This window comes from Streptomyces sp. NPDC019890 (assembly GCF_044903445.1).
Taxonomy (GTDB): Bacteria; Actinomycetota; Actinomycetes; order Streptomycetales; family Streptomycetaceae; genus Streptomyces.
Window position 1 is genome coordinate 335,309 of the sequence record NZ_JBJDQK010000006.1, and the last position, 18,387, is coordinate 353,695.

Below are 18,387 nucleotides of genomic sequence, written 5' to 3' on the forward strand. Positions count from 1 at the left end.
GGACGAGGTTCAGCACAGCCATGGCTATCTTCCTCACCAAGGACAGCAAGGTCATTGTCCAGGGCATGACCGGCGCCACGGGCATGAAGCACACCAAGCTCATGCTCGGTGACGGCACCAACATCGTTGGCGGCGTCAACCCGCGCAAGGCGGGCACCAGTGTCGACTTCGACGGCACCGAGGTGCCGGTCTTCGGCACGGTCGCCGAGGCGATCGAAAAGACCGGGGCCGACGTCTCCGTCCTCTTCGTGCCGCCGGCCTTCGCCAAGGCCGCCGTCGTCGAGGCCATCGACGCCGAGATCCCGCTGGCCGTCGTCATCACCGAGGGCATCGCGGTGCACGACTCCGCCGCCTTCTGGGCGTACGCGGTCAGCAAGGGCAGCAAGACCCGGATCATCGGCCCGAACTGCCCCGGCCTGATCACCCCCGGCCAGTCCAACGCCGGCATCATCCCGGGCGACATCACCAAGCCCGGCCGCATCGGTCTCGTGTCCAAGTCCGGCACGCTGACCTACCAGATGATGTACGAGCTCCGTGACATCGGCTTCTCCTCGGCCGTCGGCATCGGTGGCGACCCCGTCATCGGTACGACGCACATCGACGCCCTCGCGGCGTTCGAGGCCGACCCGGAGACCGAGCTGATCGTGATGATCGGCGAGATCGGCGGCGACGCCGAGGAGCGTGCGGCGGACTTCATCGCGAAGAACGTCACCAAGCCGGTCGTCGGTTACGTCGCGGGCTTCACCGCGCCCGAGGGCAAGACCATGGGCCACGCCGGCGCCATCGTCTCCGGCTCCTCCGGCACGGCCCAGGCGAAGAAGGAGGCCCTGGAGGCCGCGGGCGTCAAGGTCGGCAAGACGCCGACCGAGACGGCCAAGCTGGCGCGCGCCATTCTCGGCCTGTAAACACAGCCGCGACGCCTGACCTTCGCGGTACGGCAGTACGGCAGTACGTACGGGTGTGGGCCCGCGTCTCCTCGTGAGACGCGGGCCCACGCGCATGTCGAGCGGTCGGGCTGTCGGGCCGTCGAGCTGTTCAGCGGCTCTGCGGCACCAGTCGCTCGGGACCGGCCGCCGGCTCGGAGAGCAGCTTTGCGCGCAGCTGCCTGTCCCGGGCGGTCAGCCGCTGCGGACCGTTGTGCGCCGGTACGCCGCCGACCTCCTGGCCCGGGGCGAGCGGCGGTTCGTACCGAGTCGGGGCGTTGGCCAGGGTGAGCATCGTGGCGCCGATGATCAGCGTGGTGACGACGATGGCGGCCCGCGTCCAGAACCTGGCCCGGCGCTCACTGCCCGTGCGGACGGCCTGGGCGGCCAGCAGCTGCGGCATCGGGCCGGCGAGCGCGAGGGCCGTCAGCTCCTCGTGCAGCGTCTCGGGCACGCCCAGCTCGGGAAGGCGTTCGGCGAGCGCCTCGCGCGCGTGCAGCACGCGGTTCGCGGTGGCCGGGGTGCTCGCCTCGGTCTCGGCGGCCGTCTCCGGCAGATCGAGGCCGACGCCGTCGTAGAGGAGCAGCGTGCGGCGGTACGACGGGGGCAGCTCGAGCAGTGCGTCGAGGAGCTTGCTCCGGTCCCCGTCGGCGGGCGCGCTGTTGGGGACGCGGTGCGTGCGCCGCAGCCGTTGCCAGGGGGACATGGCGTAGTCGTACGCGGCGGCCCGCACCCAGCCCGCGGGGTCCCGGTCGACAGCGACCTCGGGCCAGCGCTGCCAGGCGAGGTGGAAGGCGCGCTCGACCGACTCCTGCGCGAGCCGGCAGCGGCCGGTGAGCAGGTAGGTCTGGCGTACGAGGGCGGGGGCGGCGTAGGCGTACAGCGCGTCGAAAGCCTCGTCGGCGGTGAGCGCGGGGGGCCTTGGCGGCTCGGGGGCAACCGGTGTTCTGGGCTGGGCGGTGTGCGGCGGCGCCGGGTCGGCCGGGATCGTGGGCGGCCTGGCCGCGCGCTTGGCGGCGGGCCTGGGCCGGGTGGTGGCGTGCGACTGCTTGGGCCGGTGGGAGTGAGCCGGGGGCTGGGTGTCGCTTGTGGTTGTGGGGGCGGGCGACTTCGGGGACCGCTCCGCGGGCGGGGCCGGCTCGTTCGCCCACGCGGCGAGCAGCTTCGCGTACGCCTCGCGCTTGCGCCCCCGCGGGTTGGTGCGGCCCGTCTCCCAGGATCTGACGGTCGCCCGGGTGACGCCGATTGCTGTCGCGACCTCCTGCTCGCTCACGGCTGACGCCTCGCGCAGGCGGCGCCGTTCCTCGGGGGAAGGCAGGGGGGAGATGGCGGAGCGTGTGGTGCTCTGGCTCATGAGGGGCTCCCCGCGGCACTGCACTCGGCGTAAAAGTACATAAACGTATCTTGAGCGACACAACGGTCAATCAGCTGTTACGTGGGTAAAGCGCGTGTCGTTGGCAGCATGGCCGGGTGACCCAAGTGACCGAGCACAGCCCGTCGATGTCGCCGCCGCAGGCTTCGGCCGTCGTACAGGGGGGTCGTGCGCCCGCGCTGGCCGCGGCCGTTGTGCGCGGGGCGACCGCGGCGGGGCTCGGACTCGGCACGCTCGCCGTCCTGGTGACGGTGCTGTGGATCAGCTCGCCGTATCCGGACAGCGGTCCGGGCGAGGCACTGCATGCCGCCGCCGGACTGTGGCTGCTCGCCCACGGCACGGAGCTCGTACGCGCCGGAACGCTCTCCGGGCACCCGGCGCCGGTCGCTGTCGTGCCGCTGCTCCTCGCCGCGCTGCCGGTCTGGCTGGCACACCGGGCGACGCGTGATGCGCTGGAGCCGGACGAGGGGCGGCCGCGGCCGTCGGCGCGGGGCGCGCTGTGTGCGGTGAGTGCGGGGTATCTGCTGGTCGGCGGGGCGGCGGCGGGCTATGCGGCGAGTGGTCCGTTGGCTGTGGATCCGCTGAGCGCGGTGCTGCATCTGCCACTGGTGACGGTGTGCGCGGCAGGGGCCGGGGTGTGGACGGCGACCGGCCGGCCGCTCGGGCCGCTGCCGGGGTGGCTGCCCGAGCGGCTGCGGGAGGAGGCCGCTCGCACCAGGGTGGGCGTCGCGCTGCGGTCCGCGGCGGCGGGGGCGCTGACGCTGGTCGGCGGCGGGGCGCTGCTGGTTGCGGCGTCGCTGGTGTGGCACGCGGACGCGACGCAGGACTCGTTCCTGCACCTGGCGGAGGGCTGGTCGGGGCGGTTCGGGGTGCTGCTGCTCGGTCTTGCGCTGGTGCCGAACGCGGCGGTGTGGGGTGCGGCGTACGGGCTCGGACCCGGCTTCGCGCTCGGTACGGGCGCGACGGCGACGCCCCTGGCGCTCGTCGGGGACCCGGCGCTGCCGCCCTTCCCGCTGCTGGCCGCGGTGCCGGCGGAGGGGCGGGGGACGGCGCTGAACTGGGCGGCGGTGGCGGTTCCGGTGGTGGCGGGGGTGGTGGTCGCGTGGTTCACGGTACGGACGGCCGAGCAGCGGGGCGTCCGCGAGACGGCGCTGCGGGGGCTGCTGGGTGCGGTGGGGTGCGGGGTGCTTACGGCCCTGCTGGCGGCGGCAGCGGGCGGCCCGCTGGGCACGGGCCGACTGGCGGCGTTCGGCCCGACATGGTGGCTGACGGGCGCGGCGGCGGTGGTGTGGTCGACGGTGATCGGGGTGCCGGGGGCGCTGGGGGTGCGGGCTTGGCGGGTGAGGGGGCGGGGGGTGCCGGTGCCGGTGGACGCGGTGGGGGAGGGGCCGCCCGAACCGGTCGGCGTGCCTGGCCCGCCAGATCTGGACGATCTGGACGACGAGGCGGAGGAGTCGTACGACTTCCTGCCGATCGGGGCTTGGGGGGAGAGCCCGCCGGTGCCGGTGCCGGAAGAACCCTCCGAGCCGGAGCGGCTGCCGGAGGATGGAGCCGAGCCCTCGGCCGAGCCGGAGCGGCTGCCGCAGGAAGGGGCCGAGCCGTCGGCGGAGCCGGAGCCACCGGGGGAGTCGTCGGCACCGTAGGAGGGAGTTTCCCCACCCCGCCCTCCCCCTACGGCCTGGCGGCCGTGGGAGGTACACCCATCCCGTAACTGGGGGCAGGCCCCCAGACCCCCGGCTGTGCGCCAGCTTCGCGCCGCGGGCGTCGAGGTGGAGTGGGGCTGGGGGCGGCTCCCAGGCCCCCGATGGTGCGGCGGCTTCGCGCCGCAGGCGTACGGCCCCGGGCGTCGGGGCGGTGCCTGGCGGCGGCTTCGCGCCGCAAGGTCCTCCCCTGGCCGAGGTGGATGGGTGCTGGGAAGCGGCCCCAGGCCACGATGGTGCGGCAGCTCGCGCCGCAGGCGCATGGCCCCGAGTCCCGGGCCGTCCGGTGGCTCCGCCCCGCACGTGACCGCCCCGACCTTTGCGGCGGCATCGCCCCGCAGAGAAGCCCCGGTGCCCCGGCTCGCGACCGCGCCCCCGGCCTCGCTACTCCTTGATGCCGATCACGCCGCGCAGCGGGTCCGGGAGCAAGTCGTTGCAGGCCAGTTGGCCCGACTTCGTCAGGGCGTCGTTCACGCACGTGTAGTAGTCGCGGTAGACCAGCTGCGCCGTGAACGACGCCGTCACGATCACCAGCGCGATGCTTGCCATCACCAGGCCGCTCACCGCCGCCGTCAGCTGGGGCCTGTTCGAGGACGAAGGGGCCCCCGGAGGCGGCGGTGTGGGGGAGGTCAGGGCGTCCGCAGTGCGGCGGGTGGGCTTGGCGCGGAGGGAGCTGATGCTCCAGTACAGCGCCAGCGCGCCCAGCAGCAGCCCGATCTCCGGCAGGTCGAACAGCGCGAAGAAGAACGCCCACATGCCCGACAACAGCGCATACCGCGCCCGTCTCTGCGCCGGGTCCGTCGGGTCCCACTTCAGGCCGGCGGGGGGAGAGCCGTCCGGGCCCTGCTGGCCGCCGCCGTTCTGGCCGGGCTGGCCGCCGGGGCGGCCGCCGAAGCCGCCGCCCGAGGAGCGGCCCGGCTGGCGGCTGCTCCACTGGCTGCCCCTGGACGAGGAGTCACGGTCTCCGGAGTCCGAGTCGGAGTCGGAGTCGAGGTCGGGGGCGGAGGACGAGGACGACGAGTCGTTCGCCGGGCGCCGCGGCTGCCAGGGCTGGTCCGGCCTGCCCTCCGGCGGCGGCGCGAAGGGGTTGGTCTCGTCCGTGGACTGGCGCTCCCGCGGCAACAGGAGGTCCGTACGGCGGCGTCGGTCCGGCATCTGGTGAACGTCTTCCCCTCAGACCCTGCGCACATGGGGTCTTGTGTCGTCGTGCCCGCCAGAGGACGGGTCCTGTCCCCAGACGCTACCTCCCGGCCACGCCCCCGTCCCGTGGGGGCCGTTCTGTGTGCCGGTATCGTTGCTGACGGTCGGCGCCTTCGTAGAGTTCCCCGTATCGAGGGGTGCGATCCGTTCGTACGACCACACAAATGCCGCACCACAAGCCGTACAGCACCGCGAGAAAGAGACCCGCCGTGGCCTCCCCGCCCCCCTTCGCCCGACCGGCCCGCCTTGTGGTCCTGGTCTCCGGATCCGGTACGAATCTTCAGGCCCTGCTCGATGCCATCGACGAGGACCGGGAGGGCTTCGGCGCCCGTATCGTCGCCGTCGGGGCCGACCGGGACCGGATCGCCGGACTCGAGCGCGCCGAGCGCGCCGGGCTTCCCACCTTCGTGTGCAAGGTGAAGGACTACGAGACCCGCGAGGCATGGGACCACGCACTCGCCGAGGCCACCGCGGAGTACGAGCCGGACCTCGTCGTCTCGGCCGGCTTCATGAAGATCGTGGGCAAGGAATTCCTCGCCCGCTTCGGCGGCCGGTTCGTGAATACGCACCCTGCCCTGCTGCCCAGCTTCCCCGGGGCCCACGGCGTGCGCGACGCGCTCGCGTACGGAGCCAAGGTCACCGGGTGCACCGTCCACTTCGTCGACGACGGCGTCGACACCGGCCCGATCATCGCGCAGGGCGTGGTCGAGGTCCGGGACGAGGACGACGAAGTCGCTCTTCATGAGCGCATCAAGGAAGTCGAGCGAGCGCTGCTCGTCGAGGTCGTGGGGCGTCTGGCCCGTAACGGCTACCGCATTGAGGGACGAAAGGTAGTTTTCCCGTGACTGTTGAGGCCGAGAAGCGGGCCATCCGGCGAGCGCTGGTCAGCGTGTACGACAAGACGGGTCTCGAGGAGCTCGCCCGCGGGCTGCACGAGGCGGGCGTGGAGCTGGTCTCCACCGGCTCGACCGCCGCGAAGATCGCCGCGGCCGGGGTGCCGGTCACCAAGGTCGAGGAGCTCACCGGCTTCCCCGAGTGTCTGGACGGCCGGGTCAAGACGCTGCACCCGCGCGTGCACGCCGGGATCCTCGCGGACCTGAGGCTCGAGTCGCACCGTGAGCAGCTCGCCCAGCTGGGCGTCGAGCCCTTCGGTCTGGTGGTCGTCAACCTCTACCCCTTCCGCGAGACCGTCGCGTCCGGCGCCACCCCGGACGAGTGCGTGGAGCAGATCGACATCGGCGGCCCGTCGATGGTCCGCGCCGCGGCCAAGAACCACCCGTCCGTCGCGGTCGTGACGAGCCCTGCGCGGTACGCGGACGTCCTCGCCGCCGTGCGGGAGGGCGGCTTCGACCTGGCCGGGCGCAAGCGGCTCGCCGCCGAGGCCTTCCAGCACACCGCCGCGTACGACGTGGCCGTCGCGTCCTGGTTCGCCTCTGCCTATGCGCCCGCCGACGACTCGGTCCTCCCTGACTTCCTCGGTGCGACCTTCGAGCGTACGAACGTTCTCAGGTACGGCGAGAACCCGCACCAGGCGGCCGCTCTCTACTCCAACGGCAACGGTGGCCTCGCCGACGCCGAGCAGTTGCACGGCAAGGAGATGTCGTACAACAACTACGTCGACACCGAGGCGGCCCGGCGGGCGGCGTACGACCACGACGAGCCCGCCGTCGCGATCATCAAGCACGCCAACCCGTGCGGCATCGCGGTCGGCGCGGACGTCGCCGAGGCACACCGCAAGGCGCACGCCTGCGACCCGCTCTCGGCGTTCGGCGGGGTCATCGCCGTCAACCGGCCGGTGACGGTCGCGCTCGCCGAGCAGGTCGCCGAGATCTTCACCGAGGTCATCGTGGCTCCGGCGTACGAGGACGGCGCGGTCGAGGTACTGGCACGCAAGAAGAACATCCGCGTGCTGCGGTGCGAGGGTGCCCCGGCGGCGCCCGTCGAGCTGCGCCCGATCGAGGGCGGCGCGCTCCTCCAGATCAAGGACCGCCTCCAGGCGGAGGGCGACGAGCCGGCGAACTGGACGCTGGCGACGGGCGATGCGCTGTCGGCGGCCGAGCTGGCCGAGCTGGCGTTCGCCTGGAGGGCCTGCCGCGCGGTGAAGTCCAACGCGATCCTGCTCGCCAAGGACGGCGCGTCGGTCGGCGTCGGCATGGGCCAGGTCAACCGCGTCGACTCCGCGAAGCTCGCGGTGGAGCGTGCGGGTGCGGAGCGCGCGGAGGGTTCGTACGCCGCGTCCGACGCGTTCTTCCCGTTCCCGGACGGTCTGGAGATCCTGACGGCCGCGGGCATCAAGGCGGTCGTCCAGCCGGGCGGTTCGGTCCGTGACGAGCAGGTCGTCGAGGCCGCGAAGAAGGCGGGCGTGACGATGTACTTCACCGGGACGCGGCATTTCTTCCACTGAGCAGTCGGCTGAGCGGTAAGCGCGCAGAAGGCCGCGTCCCGAATTCGGGACGCGGCCTTCGCCGTACAGCTCGTCAGCGGTTGGTTCAGACGCGCTGACGGTTGAACCAGGCGCCGCCGTCCGACTTGCCGACGAACACGGCCACGAGGATCGCGAGCACCGTGTGGGCCAGGCCGACGATGACGAACGGGTAGATGCCCAGGATCGCCGTGATGATGCCGAACACCATCGCGGTGACGCGGATGCCGTTGCCGCCGCTGCTGAACTTGGCGCCCAGGAAGATGGCGAGCACGCCCCAGAGCAGAACCGCGACCCCGAGGGCGTAGACCCCGCCCGTCGGGAAGTCGGCGAGGTCCTTGAACTGGATGTCGTCCTTGAGGGCCGGGTTGTCCTGGGCCTTGCTGATGGCCGCGCCGGTGAGGAAGAACAGAACCGCGCCGATCACCTGGAAGCCGGCGATGACGAACAGCATCACGCGGGCCGCCTTCACACCGCCCGGCATCTCGGTCGGGCCGCCGGCGAAGCCACCGGCGTACGGCTGGACCGGCGGGGCCTGCGGGTAGCCGTAACCGGGCTGGCCCTGGGGCTGCTGACCCTGGGGGTAGCCGTAGCCCGGCTGACCGCCCTGCTGCTGGCCGTAGGGGTTGTTCGGGTCGCCGAAGCTCATTGCGGGATTCCTCCGTTGGAAAATGCGGGGACGGCGCGGTCCGAGCGGAGGAACGTCATGAAATATGCGGTTTGCCCCCCAACACTGCCGCGGTAGTGCGCGGCCATCGTCGTCTTTAGGTCGACTTTTTGTCCAGTCGGTATTCGTATGTGTTGTGCAAGTGCAACCTCCTGTTCGCGTCGGCGGGGGGCGGCGCGGCGGTGTGATGCGAGCCGCAGCGGCGGCGTCATGAGGGCCGGAGCGGCGGACCGATCAGGACCGAATTGGAACAGGGACGGGTCTATCCGCGAGGATGGGTCCATGACTGCCCAGATTCTCGATGGCAAGGCCACCGCAGCCGCGATCAAGTCCGACCTGACCGCCCGCGTGGCGGCGCTCACGGCGCGGGGTGTCACTCCCGGCCTTGGGACTGTGCTGGTCGGGGACGACCCGGGCAGCCGCTGGTACGTGAACGGCAAGCACAAGGACTGCGCGCAGGTCGGCATCGCGTCGATCCAGCGCGAACTGCCCGACACCGCCACGCAGGAAGAGATCGAGGCGGTCGTCCGCGAGCTCAACGACAACCCCGACTGCACGGGCTACATCGTCCAACTCCCGCTTCCCAAGGGCATCGACGCCAACCGTGTGCTGGAGCTGATGGACCCGGCCAAGGACGCGGACGGGCTGCACCCGATGAGCCTGGGCAGGCTGGTGCTGGGGATCGAGGGGCCGCTGCCGTGCACCCCGTACGGGATCGTGCAGCTGCTGAGGCACCACGACGTGGAGATCAACGGCGCGAATGTAGTGGTCGTCGGGCGCGGGATCACCATCGGGCGGCCGATGCCGCTGGTGCTGACGCGCAAGTCCGAGAACGCGACGGTGACGCAGTGCCACACGGGTACGCGTGATCTGTCCGCGCATCTGCGGCAGGCGGACATCATCGTGGCGGCGGCCGGAGTGCCGCACCTGGTGAAGCCGGAGGACGTCAAGCCGGGCGCGGCGGTGCTGGATGTCGGTGTGAGCCGCGACGAGAACGGCAAGATTGTCGGGGACGTCCACCCGGGCGTCGCGGAGGTGGCCGGCTGGGTCGCCCCGAACCCGGGCGGTGTGGGCCCGATGACACGGGCGCAGCTGCTGGTCAATGTCGTCGAGGCGGCGGAGCGCGCGGTCGGCGCCGCGGGCTGACGGGGAAGGCGCGAGCGCATGGGCGTGAGCAGGAACGACGAAGAGGCGGCCCGGCCGGCCCCGACCGCTGGTGCCGCCGGGACGCCGTCCGGTGCGGACGGCGACAACACGACACCTGGCGACCCGGTCGGTGGTGCCGCTCCCGTGGGTGGGGGCCTGAAGCCCGCCGCTCCCGTGGGTGGGGGCACAGTCCCCGCGCCGGACCCGGCCGAGCGCGCCGCGGACCCGGCCGGCCCGGATGCCGCCGAGCGCGCCGCGCTCGCGGTCGACCCGGAGGTGGGCGACGCCGTCGAGGCGGCGCTCGCCGAGGCGGTCCACCCGCGGTCACCCACCGTCGGCACAGACGTGCCTGCCGTCGTCCGGTCGGTCAAGGTCGATATGGGCGACCAGGCTTCCTTCGATGCGGATGCCGGCAGTCCCAACGGGAGTGCCCCTCGCGTCGAGGTCGGCCAGGGCAAGGCGCCTTCCCGGCGGCCGCCTGCCCTCACGCGGGACACCGCTCGGCCCGAAGGCGGAGGGCGGGCCGCGCCCGGGGACGCCTCCGCGCCCGCGCGGCAGTGGCCCCTGCTCACGGTGCTCGGGCTGGCCGGCCTCGGGCTCGTCATCGTCGCCAGTGACGCCTTCGCCGACGCCTTCCGCATCGGCACCATCCTCATCGGCGTCGCCCTGATCACCGGCGCCGTCATGCGCCGTGTACTGCCCTCCGTCGGCATGCTCGCCGTGCGCTCGCGCTTCACCGACATGGTCACGTACGGGCTGCTCGGCACGCTGATCGTTCTGCTCGCGCTGGTGACGCAGCCGAAGCCGTGGCTGGACGTCCCGTTCCTGGAAGACGCCGTCCACTTCACCGTCAGATAGCGCACTGTCAGTCAGTGCACCGTCAGTCAGCACACTTTCAGTTAGTGCCGCGTTACCGTCAGACTGCTCCGCGTTGAGTATCTTGATCACGGTATGTCGGATATATCGACGCGTGAGAGGGATGTTCCACCTCATGGCCAAGATCAAGGTAGTCAACCCCGTCGTCGAACTCGACGGCGACGAGATGACCCGCATCATCTGGTCCTTCATCAAGGACCAGCTGATCGTCCCGTACCTCGATGTCGAGCTGAAGTACTTCGACCTGGGCATCGAGCACCGCGACGCCACCAACGACCAGGTGACCGTCGACGCCGCCAACGCCGTCAAGAAGTACGGCGTCGGCGTGAAGTGCGCCACGATCACGCCGGACGAGGCGCGGGTCGAGGAGTTCAACCTCAAGGCCATGTACCGCTCGCCCAACGGCACCATCCGCAACATCCTCGGTGGCGTGATCTTCCGTGAGCCGATCATCATGGAGAACGTGCCGCGGCTCGTCCCGGGCTGGACCAAGCCCATCGTCGTCGGCCGTCACGCCTTCGGCGACCAGTACCGCGCCACCGATCTGAAGGTACCGGGACCGGGCACCCTCACCATGACCTTCACCCCGAAGGACGGCTCCGACCCGATCGAGCTCGAAGTGCACGAGTTCCCGGGCTCCGGCGTCGCGCTCGGCATGTACAACCACGACGCGTCGATCCGCGACTTCGCGCGCGCCTCGTTCCGGTACGGCCTCGCCCGTAACTACCCGGTCTACATGTCCACGAAGAACACGATCCTCAAGAAGTACGACGGCCGCTTCAAGGACATCTTCCAGGAGATCTTCGACGCCGAGTTCCAGACGGACTTCGACAAGGCGGGCCTGACCTACGAGCACCGTCTGATCGACGACATGGTCGCCGCGGCGCTCAAGTGGGAGGGCGGCTACGTCTGGGCGTGCAAGAACTACGACGGCGACGTCCAGTCCGACATCGTCGCGCAGGGCTTCGGTTCGCTGGGGCTCATGACCTCCGTGCTGATGTCGGCCGACGGCAGGACCGTCGAGGCCGAGGCCGCCCATGGCACCGTCACCCGCCACTACCGCCGGCACCAGCAGGGCAAGCCGACCTCGACCAATCCGATCGCGTCGGTCTTCGCCTGGACCCGCGGTCTCGCCCACCGCGGCAAGCTGGACGGCACCCCCGAGGTCATCAGGTTCGCGGAGACGCTGGAGCAGGTCTGCATCGAGACCGTCGAGGGCGGCCAGATGACGAAGGACCTGGCGCTGCTGATCTCCAAGGGGACTCCGTGGCTGACGACGGAGCAGTTCCTGGAGGCGCTCGAGGCCAACCTGCAGAAGAAGATGGCGGCTGCCTGAGCGGCCGCGGCACCTGCATGAGGGTGGCCCGCCTCTCCCCCGAGGAGGCGGGCCGCCCTCGACCCCGCCCAGGACCTGGCCCAAAGGTCAGGACCCGGCCCACGAGGCAGGACGTGGTCCAAGAGGTCAGGACGTGGTCCTGGAAGTCAGGGCCTGGCCACAGAAGTTACGGGCAGCCCGCAGCCGGCGTCGTCCTGCCCCGGGTTGAACTCCGCGCCCACCCCGCGCGGTAGCCGCACGGTTCCTGCAACTACCGTGGTACTGCGCAAGGTTGACGTACCGCCGTCCGTACGGCGGCTACGCTGCGGCGATGCGCATGCGCCCCCTCGCCGTCGACGCGCTCATCGCCGTCGCGATGACCAGCGTGGCCGTGCTCCTCGGGCAGGAAGCCCCCAGCCAGGGCTGGCCGCGGCTGGACGCCGCGGCCTATGTCCTCGTGGGGCTCGCCAATCTGCCGCTCGCGCTGCGCAGCAAGGCCCCGGTGGCCATCTGTCTCTTCGTCCATCTCGTGACGATCGGCTACATCAGCGCCGGCCACTGGCCGGTGGTGACCACCTTCGGCCCGATGGTCGCGGTCTACACGGTCGCCTCAGTGCGCTCCCTACGTATCTCGCTCGCCTGCGCCACGCTCATGGCCGCGGTGTGGATCTACGCGGGGCTGGTGACCGAACGCTCCAACATGCCGTCCGTCGTCGGCCAGGCACTGCTCTTCCCTGCGGTCCTGTGGCGCTTCGGCCTCATCGCCCGCCGGTCCTCCGAACTCGCCCGCCAACTGCGCACGGAGCAGGCCGAACGGGCCAAGCGCGAAGTGGCCCAGGAGCGCGGGCGGATCGCACGCGAGCTGCACGACGTGGTCGCCCACCACATGTCGGTGATATCCGTGCAGGCGGGCCTCGCGCGCTTTGTCTTCGACTCCGACCCGGGCACCACACGCAGCGCGCTCTCGACCATCGCCGACACCAGCCAGGAAGGGCTCGAAGAGCTCAGACGCATGCTGCACCTGCTGCGTGCGGAGGAGACCGACAGTGCACCCGTGGCGCCGATGCCCGGTCTGGCCCGGCTCGGGGAGCTCGTCGAGCGGGTACGGGCCGGCGGAGTCGCAGTCCAGCTGCGGACCGAGGGCATGGAGCGCCCCCTCGCGCCCGGCGTGGAGCTGTGCGCGTACCGCGTCGTCCAGGAGGCGCTGACCAACGTACTGAAGCACGCCCCGCACGCGAGCACGACCGTTGAACTGCACTATCTCCAGCACCATGTGAGGATTTCGGTCACCGACGACGGTGAGGGGGTGATTCCGGACAGAGTCCGGACCGGCGCAGGACATGGCTTGATCGGGATGCGGGAGCGGGCCAAGCTCTATGGCGGGACGATCAGCATCGGCCCGCGCAGCGACGGCGGTTTCTCGGTGCAACTGACGCTGCCCACCTCCGCGCAGGCACTGGGCCAGGGGGATGACGCAGGGGGTTGACGCCACGGAATGACCAGAGTCCTCGTCGTCGACGACCAGTTCCTCATCCGCGCAGGTCTGGTGGCGCTGCTGCGCGCGGCGCCCGGCATCGAGGTGGTCGGTGAGGCGGGCGACGGCGCCGAGGCGGTCGCACAGGCCGCGGCCACCCGGCCCGATGTGATCCTGATGGACATCCGGATGCCCGGCATGAGCGGGATCACCGCCACCGAGCGCATCCTGGCCGAAGCCTCCGATCCGGCGCCCCGGATCCTGATCCTGACCACCTTCGACCTCGACGAGTATGTGTACGGGGCGCTGCGCGCCGGCGCCGCGGGCTTCCTGCTGAAGGACTCGGGACCGGAGCGGCTGCTCACCGCGGTGGCGGTGGTCGGCGGCGGTGACGCGCTCTTCGCGCCCAGCGTCACCCGGCGGCTGGTCGAGACATTCGCACGGCACGCCGGCCCGACGTCCGAACCGCCCCCGGATCTGAGGACGTTGACCGGGCGCGAACTCGAGGTGCTGAAGCTGACCGCGCGTGGCCTGACCAATCCGGAGATCGCCGATCAGCTCTTCATCAGCGAGGCGACCGTCAAGACGCATCTGAACCGTGCGATGACCAAGCTGGATCTGGACAGCCGGGCGCAGGCGGTGGTGGTGGCGTACGAGACGGGACTGGTGACGCCGGGCGGCGGTGCGCTCTGAGCGGTACGGGAGTGCTTCGGCCGAGCCGGCGGCCCCGGCTTCGTACGAACCGAACAGCGCCCGTTTCGTACGTACGAACGCAACAGCGCCCGTCCTCTCCCCCGAGGGAGGACGGGCGCCGTTGTGTTTCCAGGGTCATGGACGCGCCAAGTCCATACAAGGGACGGTTGGGGCCTGTGGCACGGAAGTGACCATTCCGCCACGGTGTGATCGTTGCGCTACGTTTGCGACACTGAGGCGGCAGCCGGGGCGGGGCGCACATCGCGGCGCATCAACCGTCCCCAATGCTCCCGTGCACGCCGATATCAGGAACTGACATCCTGGCCCTGCGCATCCCACTGGGTAGTCCGGTACTCGGACCCCCGATGGGTACCGCACGGGGGCTCGACAGCACGGGGCACATCAGGCCCGTTCGGGGAGACAAGGGGGGAAGTACATGCCTCGTTGGAAGGCACTGCCGGAAGAGCTCGACCCGCAGGTCAAGGAGTTCGCCAGCCAGCTGCGGCGGCTTGTCGACCGCAGCGGGCTGAGCATCGCAGCCGTGGCGGACAGCACCGGCTACAGCAGGACGTCCTGGGAGCGGTATCTGAACGGTCGGCTCCTCGCGCCCAAGGGCGCGATAGTGGCGCTGGCCGAAGTGACCGGCACGAACGCGTCTCATCTCACCACCATGTGGGAGCTCGCCGAGCGTGCCTGGAGCCGTGCCGAGATGCGTCACGACATGACGATGGAAGCGATACGGATCTCTCAGGCGCGAGCGGCGCTCGGGGAATTCGGCCCGGCTCCGGCGGGCACGGCGAACAGCGGGGCGGGCGGCCGGACCACCGCGTCCGCGGAACCGGGCGGCCGTGACCCTGAGCCGCAGGACCAGTCGTATCTGCCGACCCGGAGCGAGCCCGGCCACCAGGGGCCGGCGGCCACGCCTCCGTCTCCCGGACAGGGCGCATCCGGCCAGTCAGGTCCCGGCCGGGCACGTGCGGGGCGGGACGGTTCCGGGCGGGGCGGCGGCAAGCGCAAGGTCACCATGTTCCTGGTCGGCCTCGTCGGCGCGCTGCTGGTGATCGCCGCGGCCGTGCTGCTGACCGACCTCGGCGGGGACGGCGGCGACGCCAAGGCGGCGTCCCAGACTCCGTCGGCAACGCCGACCACCAGCAGCCCGCAGCTCCCCGCCGGGGTGAAGTGCAGCGGCAAGGACTGCACCGGCCAGGACCCGGAGACGATGGGTTGCGGCGGCCAGTTCGCCAAGACCGTCTCGTCCGCGACCGTGGGCAAGACCCTTGTCGAGGTCCGCTACAGCAAGACCTGCCAGGCGGCCTGGGGCCGTATCACTCGGGCGGCTCCCGGCGACACGGTGCAGATCAGTGTGGGCGGCGACGGCGCGCAGAATGGTCTGGTGGACGCCGACAACGACGCGTACACACCGATGACCGCGGTGACCGGGCCGGCCGATGCCAAGGCCTGCGCGACCCTCAAGACCGGTGTGAAGGGCTGCACCACGCCGCAGTGAGCCGCGCCACAAGGGGGCGTGGGTTGGCAGGGTCCCGGGTCGGATAGCCTGATCGCTGGATATCTCTTCACGTCAAGATTCAGTCCGAGTTTTCGGGACGGAACGACGAGACGTGGCGGGGGTGTCCAGCATCAGGGGCAGGGAACCCCACCGCCAGCTGTCTTACGGAGATCGCCATGACCCGCACTCCCGTCAACGTCACCGTGACCGGCGCGGCCGGCCAGATCGGCTACGCGCTGCTCTTCCGCATCGCCTCCGGCCACCTGCTCGGCGCGGATGTGCCGGTCAAGCTGCGCCTTCTCGAAATCCCGCAGGGCCTCAAGGCCGCCGAGGGCACCGCGATGGAGCTCGACGACTGTGCCTTCCCGCTGCTGCGCGGCATCGAGATCACGGACGACCCGAACGTCGCCTTCGCCGGCGCGAACGTAGCCCTCCTCGTAGGCGCCCGCCCGCGTACCAAGGGCATGGAGCGCGGCGACCTCCTCTCCGCCAACGGTGGCATCTTCAAGCCGCAGGGCAAGGCGATCAACGACAACGCCGCGGACGACATCAAGGTCCTCGTCGTCGGCAACCCGGCCAACACCAACGCGCTGATCGCGCAGGCCGCCGCCCCGGACGTGCCGGCCGAGCGCTTCACCGCGATGACCCGCCTCGACCACAACCGCGCGATCTCGCAGCTGGCGAAGAAGACCGGCGCGCAGGTCACCGACATCAAGCGCCTCACCATCTGGGGCAACCACTCGGCGACGCAGTACCCGGACATCTTCCACGCGGAGGTCGCCGGCAAGAACGCCGCCGAGACCGTGAACGACGAGAAGTGGCTGGCCGACACCTTCATCCCGACCGTCGCCAAGCGCGGCGCCGCGATCATCGAGGCCCGTGGCGCGTCCTCGGCCGCCTCGGCCGCGAACGCCGCAATCGACCACGTGTACACCTGGGTGAACGGCACCGCCGAGGGCGACTGGACCTCGATGGGCATCCCGTCGGACGGCTCGTACGGCGTGCCGGAGGGCCTGATCTCCTCCTTCCCGGTCACCACGAAGGACGGCAAGTACGAGATCGTCCAGGGCCTGGAGATCAACGACTTCTCGCGTGCGCGGATCGACGCGTCGGTGCAGGAGCTGGAGGAGGAGCGCGCGGCGGTCCGCGAGCTCGGCCTCATCTGAGGAATCTGACCCCGACCGCCCCCGGCAGCCGACTGGCAGCCGGGGGCGGTTGCGTTCGGGGGTCAGCCGAGCCGGCCTCCCCTTCCCTCGGCGCGCCGCGCCTGCCGAGCGCAATCATGCCGACAGCGCGCATGCGTACGGCCCGCCGGCAGGGAACCGGCGGGCCGTACGCCGGGCGCCCCGTCGGGTGAGCCGACTACCGGTGTCCCCCGTTGCCTCGCCACCCCGATGATGCCGCCGCGACGTCAACCGGCGCAGACGGCTGCTCGGTCCTGACCCATGTCAGGGTCGTTGAGCCGCTGCCCAGGTCACCGCGGCGTAGGCATCGAATAAGTGACACACGACACGTTGCGCATGCTTTCCACCCCCAGGGGCAGGCGACCCGTCCGCCGGCCCTTGCCGGCGAGGTACAAATCGGGAACGGAAGGCTAAACACGACGTGTCGGCACAACAGACCATCCACGTGGGCGGAGAGTGGCGAGCAGCCGCCTCCGGCGCCGCGCGCGAGATCATCGACCCTGCTGACGCGACCGTATTCGCCGTCGTCGCGGAGGGTGGAGCCGAGGACGTCGATGCCGCCGTCGCAGCCGCGCGTACCGCGTTCGACCAGGGCGAGTGGCCCCGCACCCCGGTAGCCGAGCGGGCCGCGCTGCTGCGGCGCGCCGCCGATCTGCTGCAGCGGAACCGCGAAGCGCTCGGCGTGCTGGAGAGCCGGGACGCCGGAAAGACCGTCGAGGAAGGCCGCATCGACGTCGACTGTGTGAGTGACGCCTTCCGCTACTTCGCCGACCTCGTCATGCACGAGAGCGGCGGGCGGGTCGTCGACGCCGGTTCGCCGGAGATACACAGCGTGGTGGTGCACGAGCCCGTCGGCGTCTGTGCGCTGATCACGCCGTGGAACTATCCACTCCTGCAAGCCAGTTGGAAGATCGCCCCGGCGCTGGCCGCGGGCAACACCTTTGTGATCAAGCCGAGTGAGATCACTCCGCTGACGACCGTCGAGCTGATCCAGCTGCTGGAGGAGGCGGGGCTGCCCGCCGGCGTGGCGAACATCGTGACCGGCGCGGGCGACCCCGTAGGGGCCCGGCTCGCCGAGCATCCCGATGTGGATCTCGTGTCCTTCACCGGCGGGCTCACCAGCGGTACGAAGGTGATGCGCGCCGCCGCCGACAGCGTCAAGAAGGTCGCGCTCGAACTCGGCGGCAAGAATCCCAATGTCGTCTTCGCCGATGCGTGCGAAAGCGACGCGGGCTTCGACACGGCTGTGGACCAGGCGCTCAACGCCGCCTTCATTCACAGCGGTCAGGTCTGCTCCGCCGGGTCCCGGCTCATCATCGAGGAGTCCCTGCGCGAGCGCTTCGTCGCCGAACTCGCCCGCCGGGCCGAGAAGATCCGCCTCGGCCGCGGCACCGACGACGGTGTGGAGTGCGGCCCACTCGTATCCGCCCAGCAGCTCGCCAGGACGGAGTCCTTCGTCGCTTCCGCGCTGGCCGAAGGGGCGGTGCTGCGGGCCGGGGGCCACAGGCCGGAGGGCGACGGGTACTTCTACCGGCCCACCGTCCTCGATCAGTGCCACCGCTCCATGCGCGTCGTACGCGAAGAGATCTTCGGACCCGTACTGACCGTCGAGACCTTCCGTACGGAGGACGAGGCCGTCGCCCTCGCCAACGACACCGAGTACGGCCTCGCCGGCGCCGTCTGGACCGCCGACCCGGGCCGCGCGCGGCGGGTCGCCGGGCGGCTGCGGCACGGCACCGTCTGGATCAACGACTTCCATCCGTATCTCCCGCAGGCCGAGTGGGGCGGATTCGGGAAGTCCGGCATCGGGCGCGAGCTGGGGCCGGCCGGCCTCGCCGAGTACCGCGAGGCCAAGCACGTCTACCAGAACCTCGACCCGCGCCCCGTGCGCTGGTTCGCGGGCTGAGC

Annotated in this window: 15 protein-coding genes; 12 read left to right on the forward strand and 3 right to left on the reverse strand. The window is 71.0% G+C overall.

Annotated features, from left to right (window positions below; translation table 11 throughout):
* Positions 1-20: 20 nt before the first annotated feature.
* Entirely contained in the window at positions 21-905 is an 885-nt protein-coding gene (sucD, locus tag ACI2LP_RS19170) for a succinate--CoA ligase subunit alpha (RefSeq protein WP_404725661.1), read from the forward strand.
* A gap of 130 nt (positions 906-1,035) precedes the next feature.
* On the opposite strand, the gene ACI2LP_RS19175 is transcribed toward sucD, so the two are convergent.
* Positions 1,036-2,277 (reverse strand): sigma factor-like helix-turn-helix DNA-binding protein, encoded by a 1,242-nt coding sequence (locus ACI2LP_RS19175; RefSeq protein ID WP_404725662.1) that lies wholly within the window; start codon positions 2,275-2,277, stop codon positions 1,036-1,038.
* A gap of 116 nt (positions 2,278-2,393) precedes the next feature.
* Here ACI2LP_RS19175 and ACI2LP_RS19180 point away from each other — a divergent pair, with 116 nt between their 5' ends.
* Complete coding sequence (locus tag ACI2LP_RS19180; RefSeq protein ID WP_404725663.1) at positions 2,394-3,938, forward strand: DUF6350 family protein; 1,545 nt, start codon at positions 2,394-2,396, stop codon at positions 3,936-3,938.
* A gap of 441 nt (positions 3,939-4,379) precedes the next feature.
* On the opposite strand, the gene ACI2LP_RS19185 is transcribed toward ACI2LP_RS19180, so the two are convergent.
* Entirely contained in the window at positions 4,380-5,150 is a 771-nt protein-coding gene (locus ACI2LP_RS19185; protein ID WP_404725664.1) for a hypothetical protein, read from the reverse strand.
* Between the two features lie 254 nt (positions 5,151-5,404).
* Between ACI2LP_RS19185 and purN the strand changes: the two genes are divergently transcribed.
* On the forward strand, positions 5,405-6,040 hold the full coding sequence (purN, locus tag ACI2LP_RS19190) for a phosphoribosylglycinamide formyltransferase (RefSeq protein ID WP_404725665.1): 636 nt from the start codon (positions 5,405-5,407) through the stop codon (positions 6,038-6,040).
* Complete coding sequence (gene purH, locus ACI2LP_RS19195; protein WP_404725666.1) at positions 6,037-7,599, forward strand: bifunctional phosphoribosylaminoimidazolecarboxamide formyltransferase/IMP cyclohydrolase; 1,563 nt, start codon at positions 6,037-6,039, stop codon at positions 7,597-7,599. Before purN ends, purH begins: the two co-directional genes overlap by 4 nt.
* Positions 7,600-7,684: 85 nt before the next feature.
* Here the strand turns inward: purH and ACI2LP_RS19200 are convergent, their stop codons facing one another.
* Positions 7,685-8,266, reverse strand: a complete 582-nt coding sequence (locus ACI2LP_RS19200; RefSeq protein WP_404725667.1) for a hypothetical protein — start codon at positions 8,264-8,266, stop codon at positions 7,685-7,687.
* 300 nt (positions 8,267-8,566) lie between these two features.
* On the opposite strand from ACI2LP_RS19200, the gene ACI2LP_RS19205 reads away from it, so the two are divergent.
* The 8 genes from ACI2LP_RS19205 to ACI2LP_RS19240 all read left to right on the forward strand — a co-directional run bounded on the left by ACI2LP_RS19205 (position 8,567) and on the right by ACI2LP_RS19240 (position 18,385).
* Positions 8,567-9,430, forward strand: coding sequence for a bifunctional methylenetetrahydrofolate dehydrogenase/methenyltetrahydrofolate cyclohydrolase (locus tag ACI2LP_RS19205; protein WP_404725668.1), 864 nt, complete (start codon positions 8,567-8,569; stop codon positions 9,428-9,430).
* Positions 9,431-9,448: 18 nt separating this feature from the next.
* Positions 9,449-10,288, forward strand: coding sequence for a DUF3017 domain-containing protein (locus ACI2LP_RS19210; protein ID WP_404725669.1), 840 nt, complete (start codon positions 9,449-9,451; stop codon positions 10,286-10,288).
* 133 nt (positions 10,289-10,421) lie between these two features.
* Positions 10,422-11,642, forward strand: a complete 1,221-nt coding sequence (locus tag ACI2LP_RS19215) for an NADP-dependent isocitrate dehydrogenase (protein WP_404725670.1) — start codon at positions 10,422-10,424, stop codon at positions 11,640-11,642.
* 310 nt (positions 11,643-11,952) lie between these two features.
* Positions 11,953-13,107 (forward strand): sensor histidine kinase, encoded by a 1,155-nt coding sequence (locus tag ACI2LP_RS19220; protein WP_404725671.1) that lies wholly within the window; start codon positions 11,953-11,955, stop codon positions 13,105-13,107.
* A gap of 9 nt (positions 13,108-13,116) precedes the next feature.
* The gene (locus tag ACI2LP_RS19225) at positions 13,117-13,788 is read left to right on the forward strand and encodes a response regulator (RefSeq protein ID WP_404725672.1); all 672 of its coding nucleotides are present in this window, start codon (positions 13,117-13,119) and stop codon (positions 13,786-13,788) included.
* A gap of 436 nt (positions 13,789-14,224) precedes the next feature.
* Entirely contained in the window at positions 14,225-15,295 is a 1,071-nt protein-coding gene (locus tag ACI2LP_RS19230; protein ID WP_404725673.1) for an XRE family transcriptional regulator, read from the forward strand.
* 176 nt (positions 15,296-15,471) lie between these two features.
* Positions 15,472-16,461, forward strand: coding sequence for a malate dehydrogenase (locus ACI2LP_RS19235; protein WP_404725674.1), 990 nt, complete (start codon positions 15,472-15,474; stop codon positions 16,459-16,461).
* Positions 16,462-16,900: 439 nt separating this feature from the next.
* On the forward strand, positions 16,901-18,385 hold the full coding sequence (locus ACI2LP_RS19240) for an aldehyde dehydrogenase family protein (protein WP_404725675.1): 1,485 nt from the start codon (positions 16,901-16,903) through the stop codon (positions 18,383-18,385).
* Positions 18,386-18,387: the final 2 nt, after the last annotated feature.

What these genes read in the sequence shown, in the direction of transcription:
- ACI2LP_RS19210 (WP_404725669.1), top strand. Translation starts at nt 9,449, where the DNA reads ATGGGCGTGAGCAGGAACGACGAAGAGGCGGCCCGGCCGGCCCCGACC.
- sucD (WP_404725661.1), top strand. Translation starts at nt 21, where the DNA reads ATGGCTATCTTCCTCACCAAGGACAGCAAGGTCATTGTCCAGGGCATG.
- ACI2LP_RS19235 (WP_404725674.1), top strand. Translation starts at nt 15,472, where the DNA reads ATGACCCGCACTCCCGTCAACGTCACCGTGACCGGCGCGGCCGGCCAG.
- ACI2LP_RS19175 (WP_404725662.1), bottom strand. Translation starts at nt 2,277, where the DNA reads ATGAGCCAGAGCACCACACGCTCCGCCATCTCCCCCCTGCCTTCCCCC.
- ACI2LP_RS19230 (WP_404725673.1), top strand. Translation starts at nt 14,225, where the DNA reads ATGCCTCGTTGGAAGGCACTGCCGGAAGAGCTCGACCCGCAGGTCAAG.
- ACI2LP_RS19205 (WP_404725668.1), top strand. Translation starts at nt 8,567, where the DNA reads ATGACTGCCCAGATTCTCGATGGCAAGGCCACCGCAGCCGCGATCAAG.
- ACI2LP_RS19225 (WP_404725672.1), top strand. Translation starts at nt 13,117, where the DNA reads ATGACCAGAGTCCTCGTCGTCGACGACCAGTTCCTCATCCGCGCAGGT.
- ACI2LP_RS19215 (WP_404725670.1), top strand. Translation starts at nt 10,422, where the DNA reads ATGGCCAAGATCAAGGTAGTCAACCCCGTCGTCGAACTCGACGGCGAC.
- ACI2LP_RS19220 (WP_404725671.1), top strand. Translation starts at nt 11,953, where the DNA reads ATGCGCATGCGCCCCCTCGCCGTCGACGCGCTCATCGCCGTCGCGATG.
- ACI2LP_RS19200 (WP_404725667.1), bottom strand. Translation starts at nt 8,266, where the DNA reads ATGAGCTTCGGCGACCCGAACAACCCCTACGGCCAGCAGCAGGGCGGT.
- ACI2LP_RS19185 (WP_404725664.1), bottom strand. Translation starts at nt 5,150, where the DNA reads ATGCCGGACCGACGCCGCCGTACGGACCTCCTGTTGCCGCGGGAGCGC.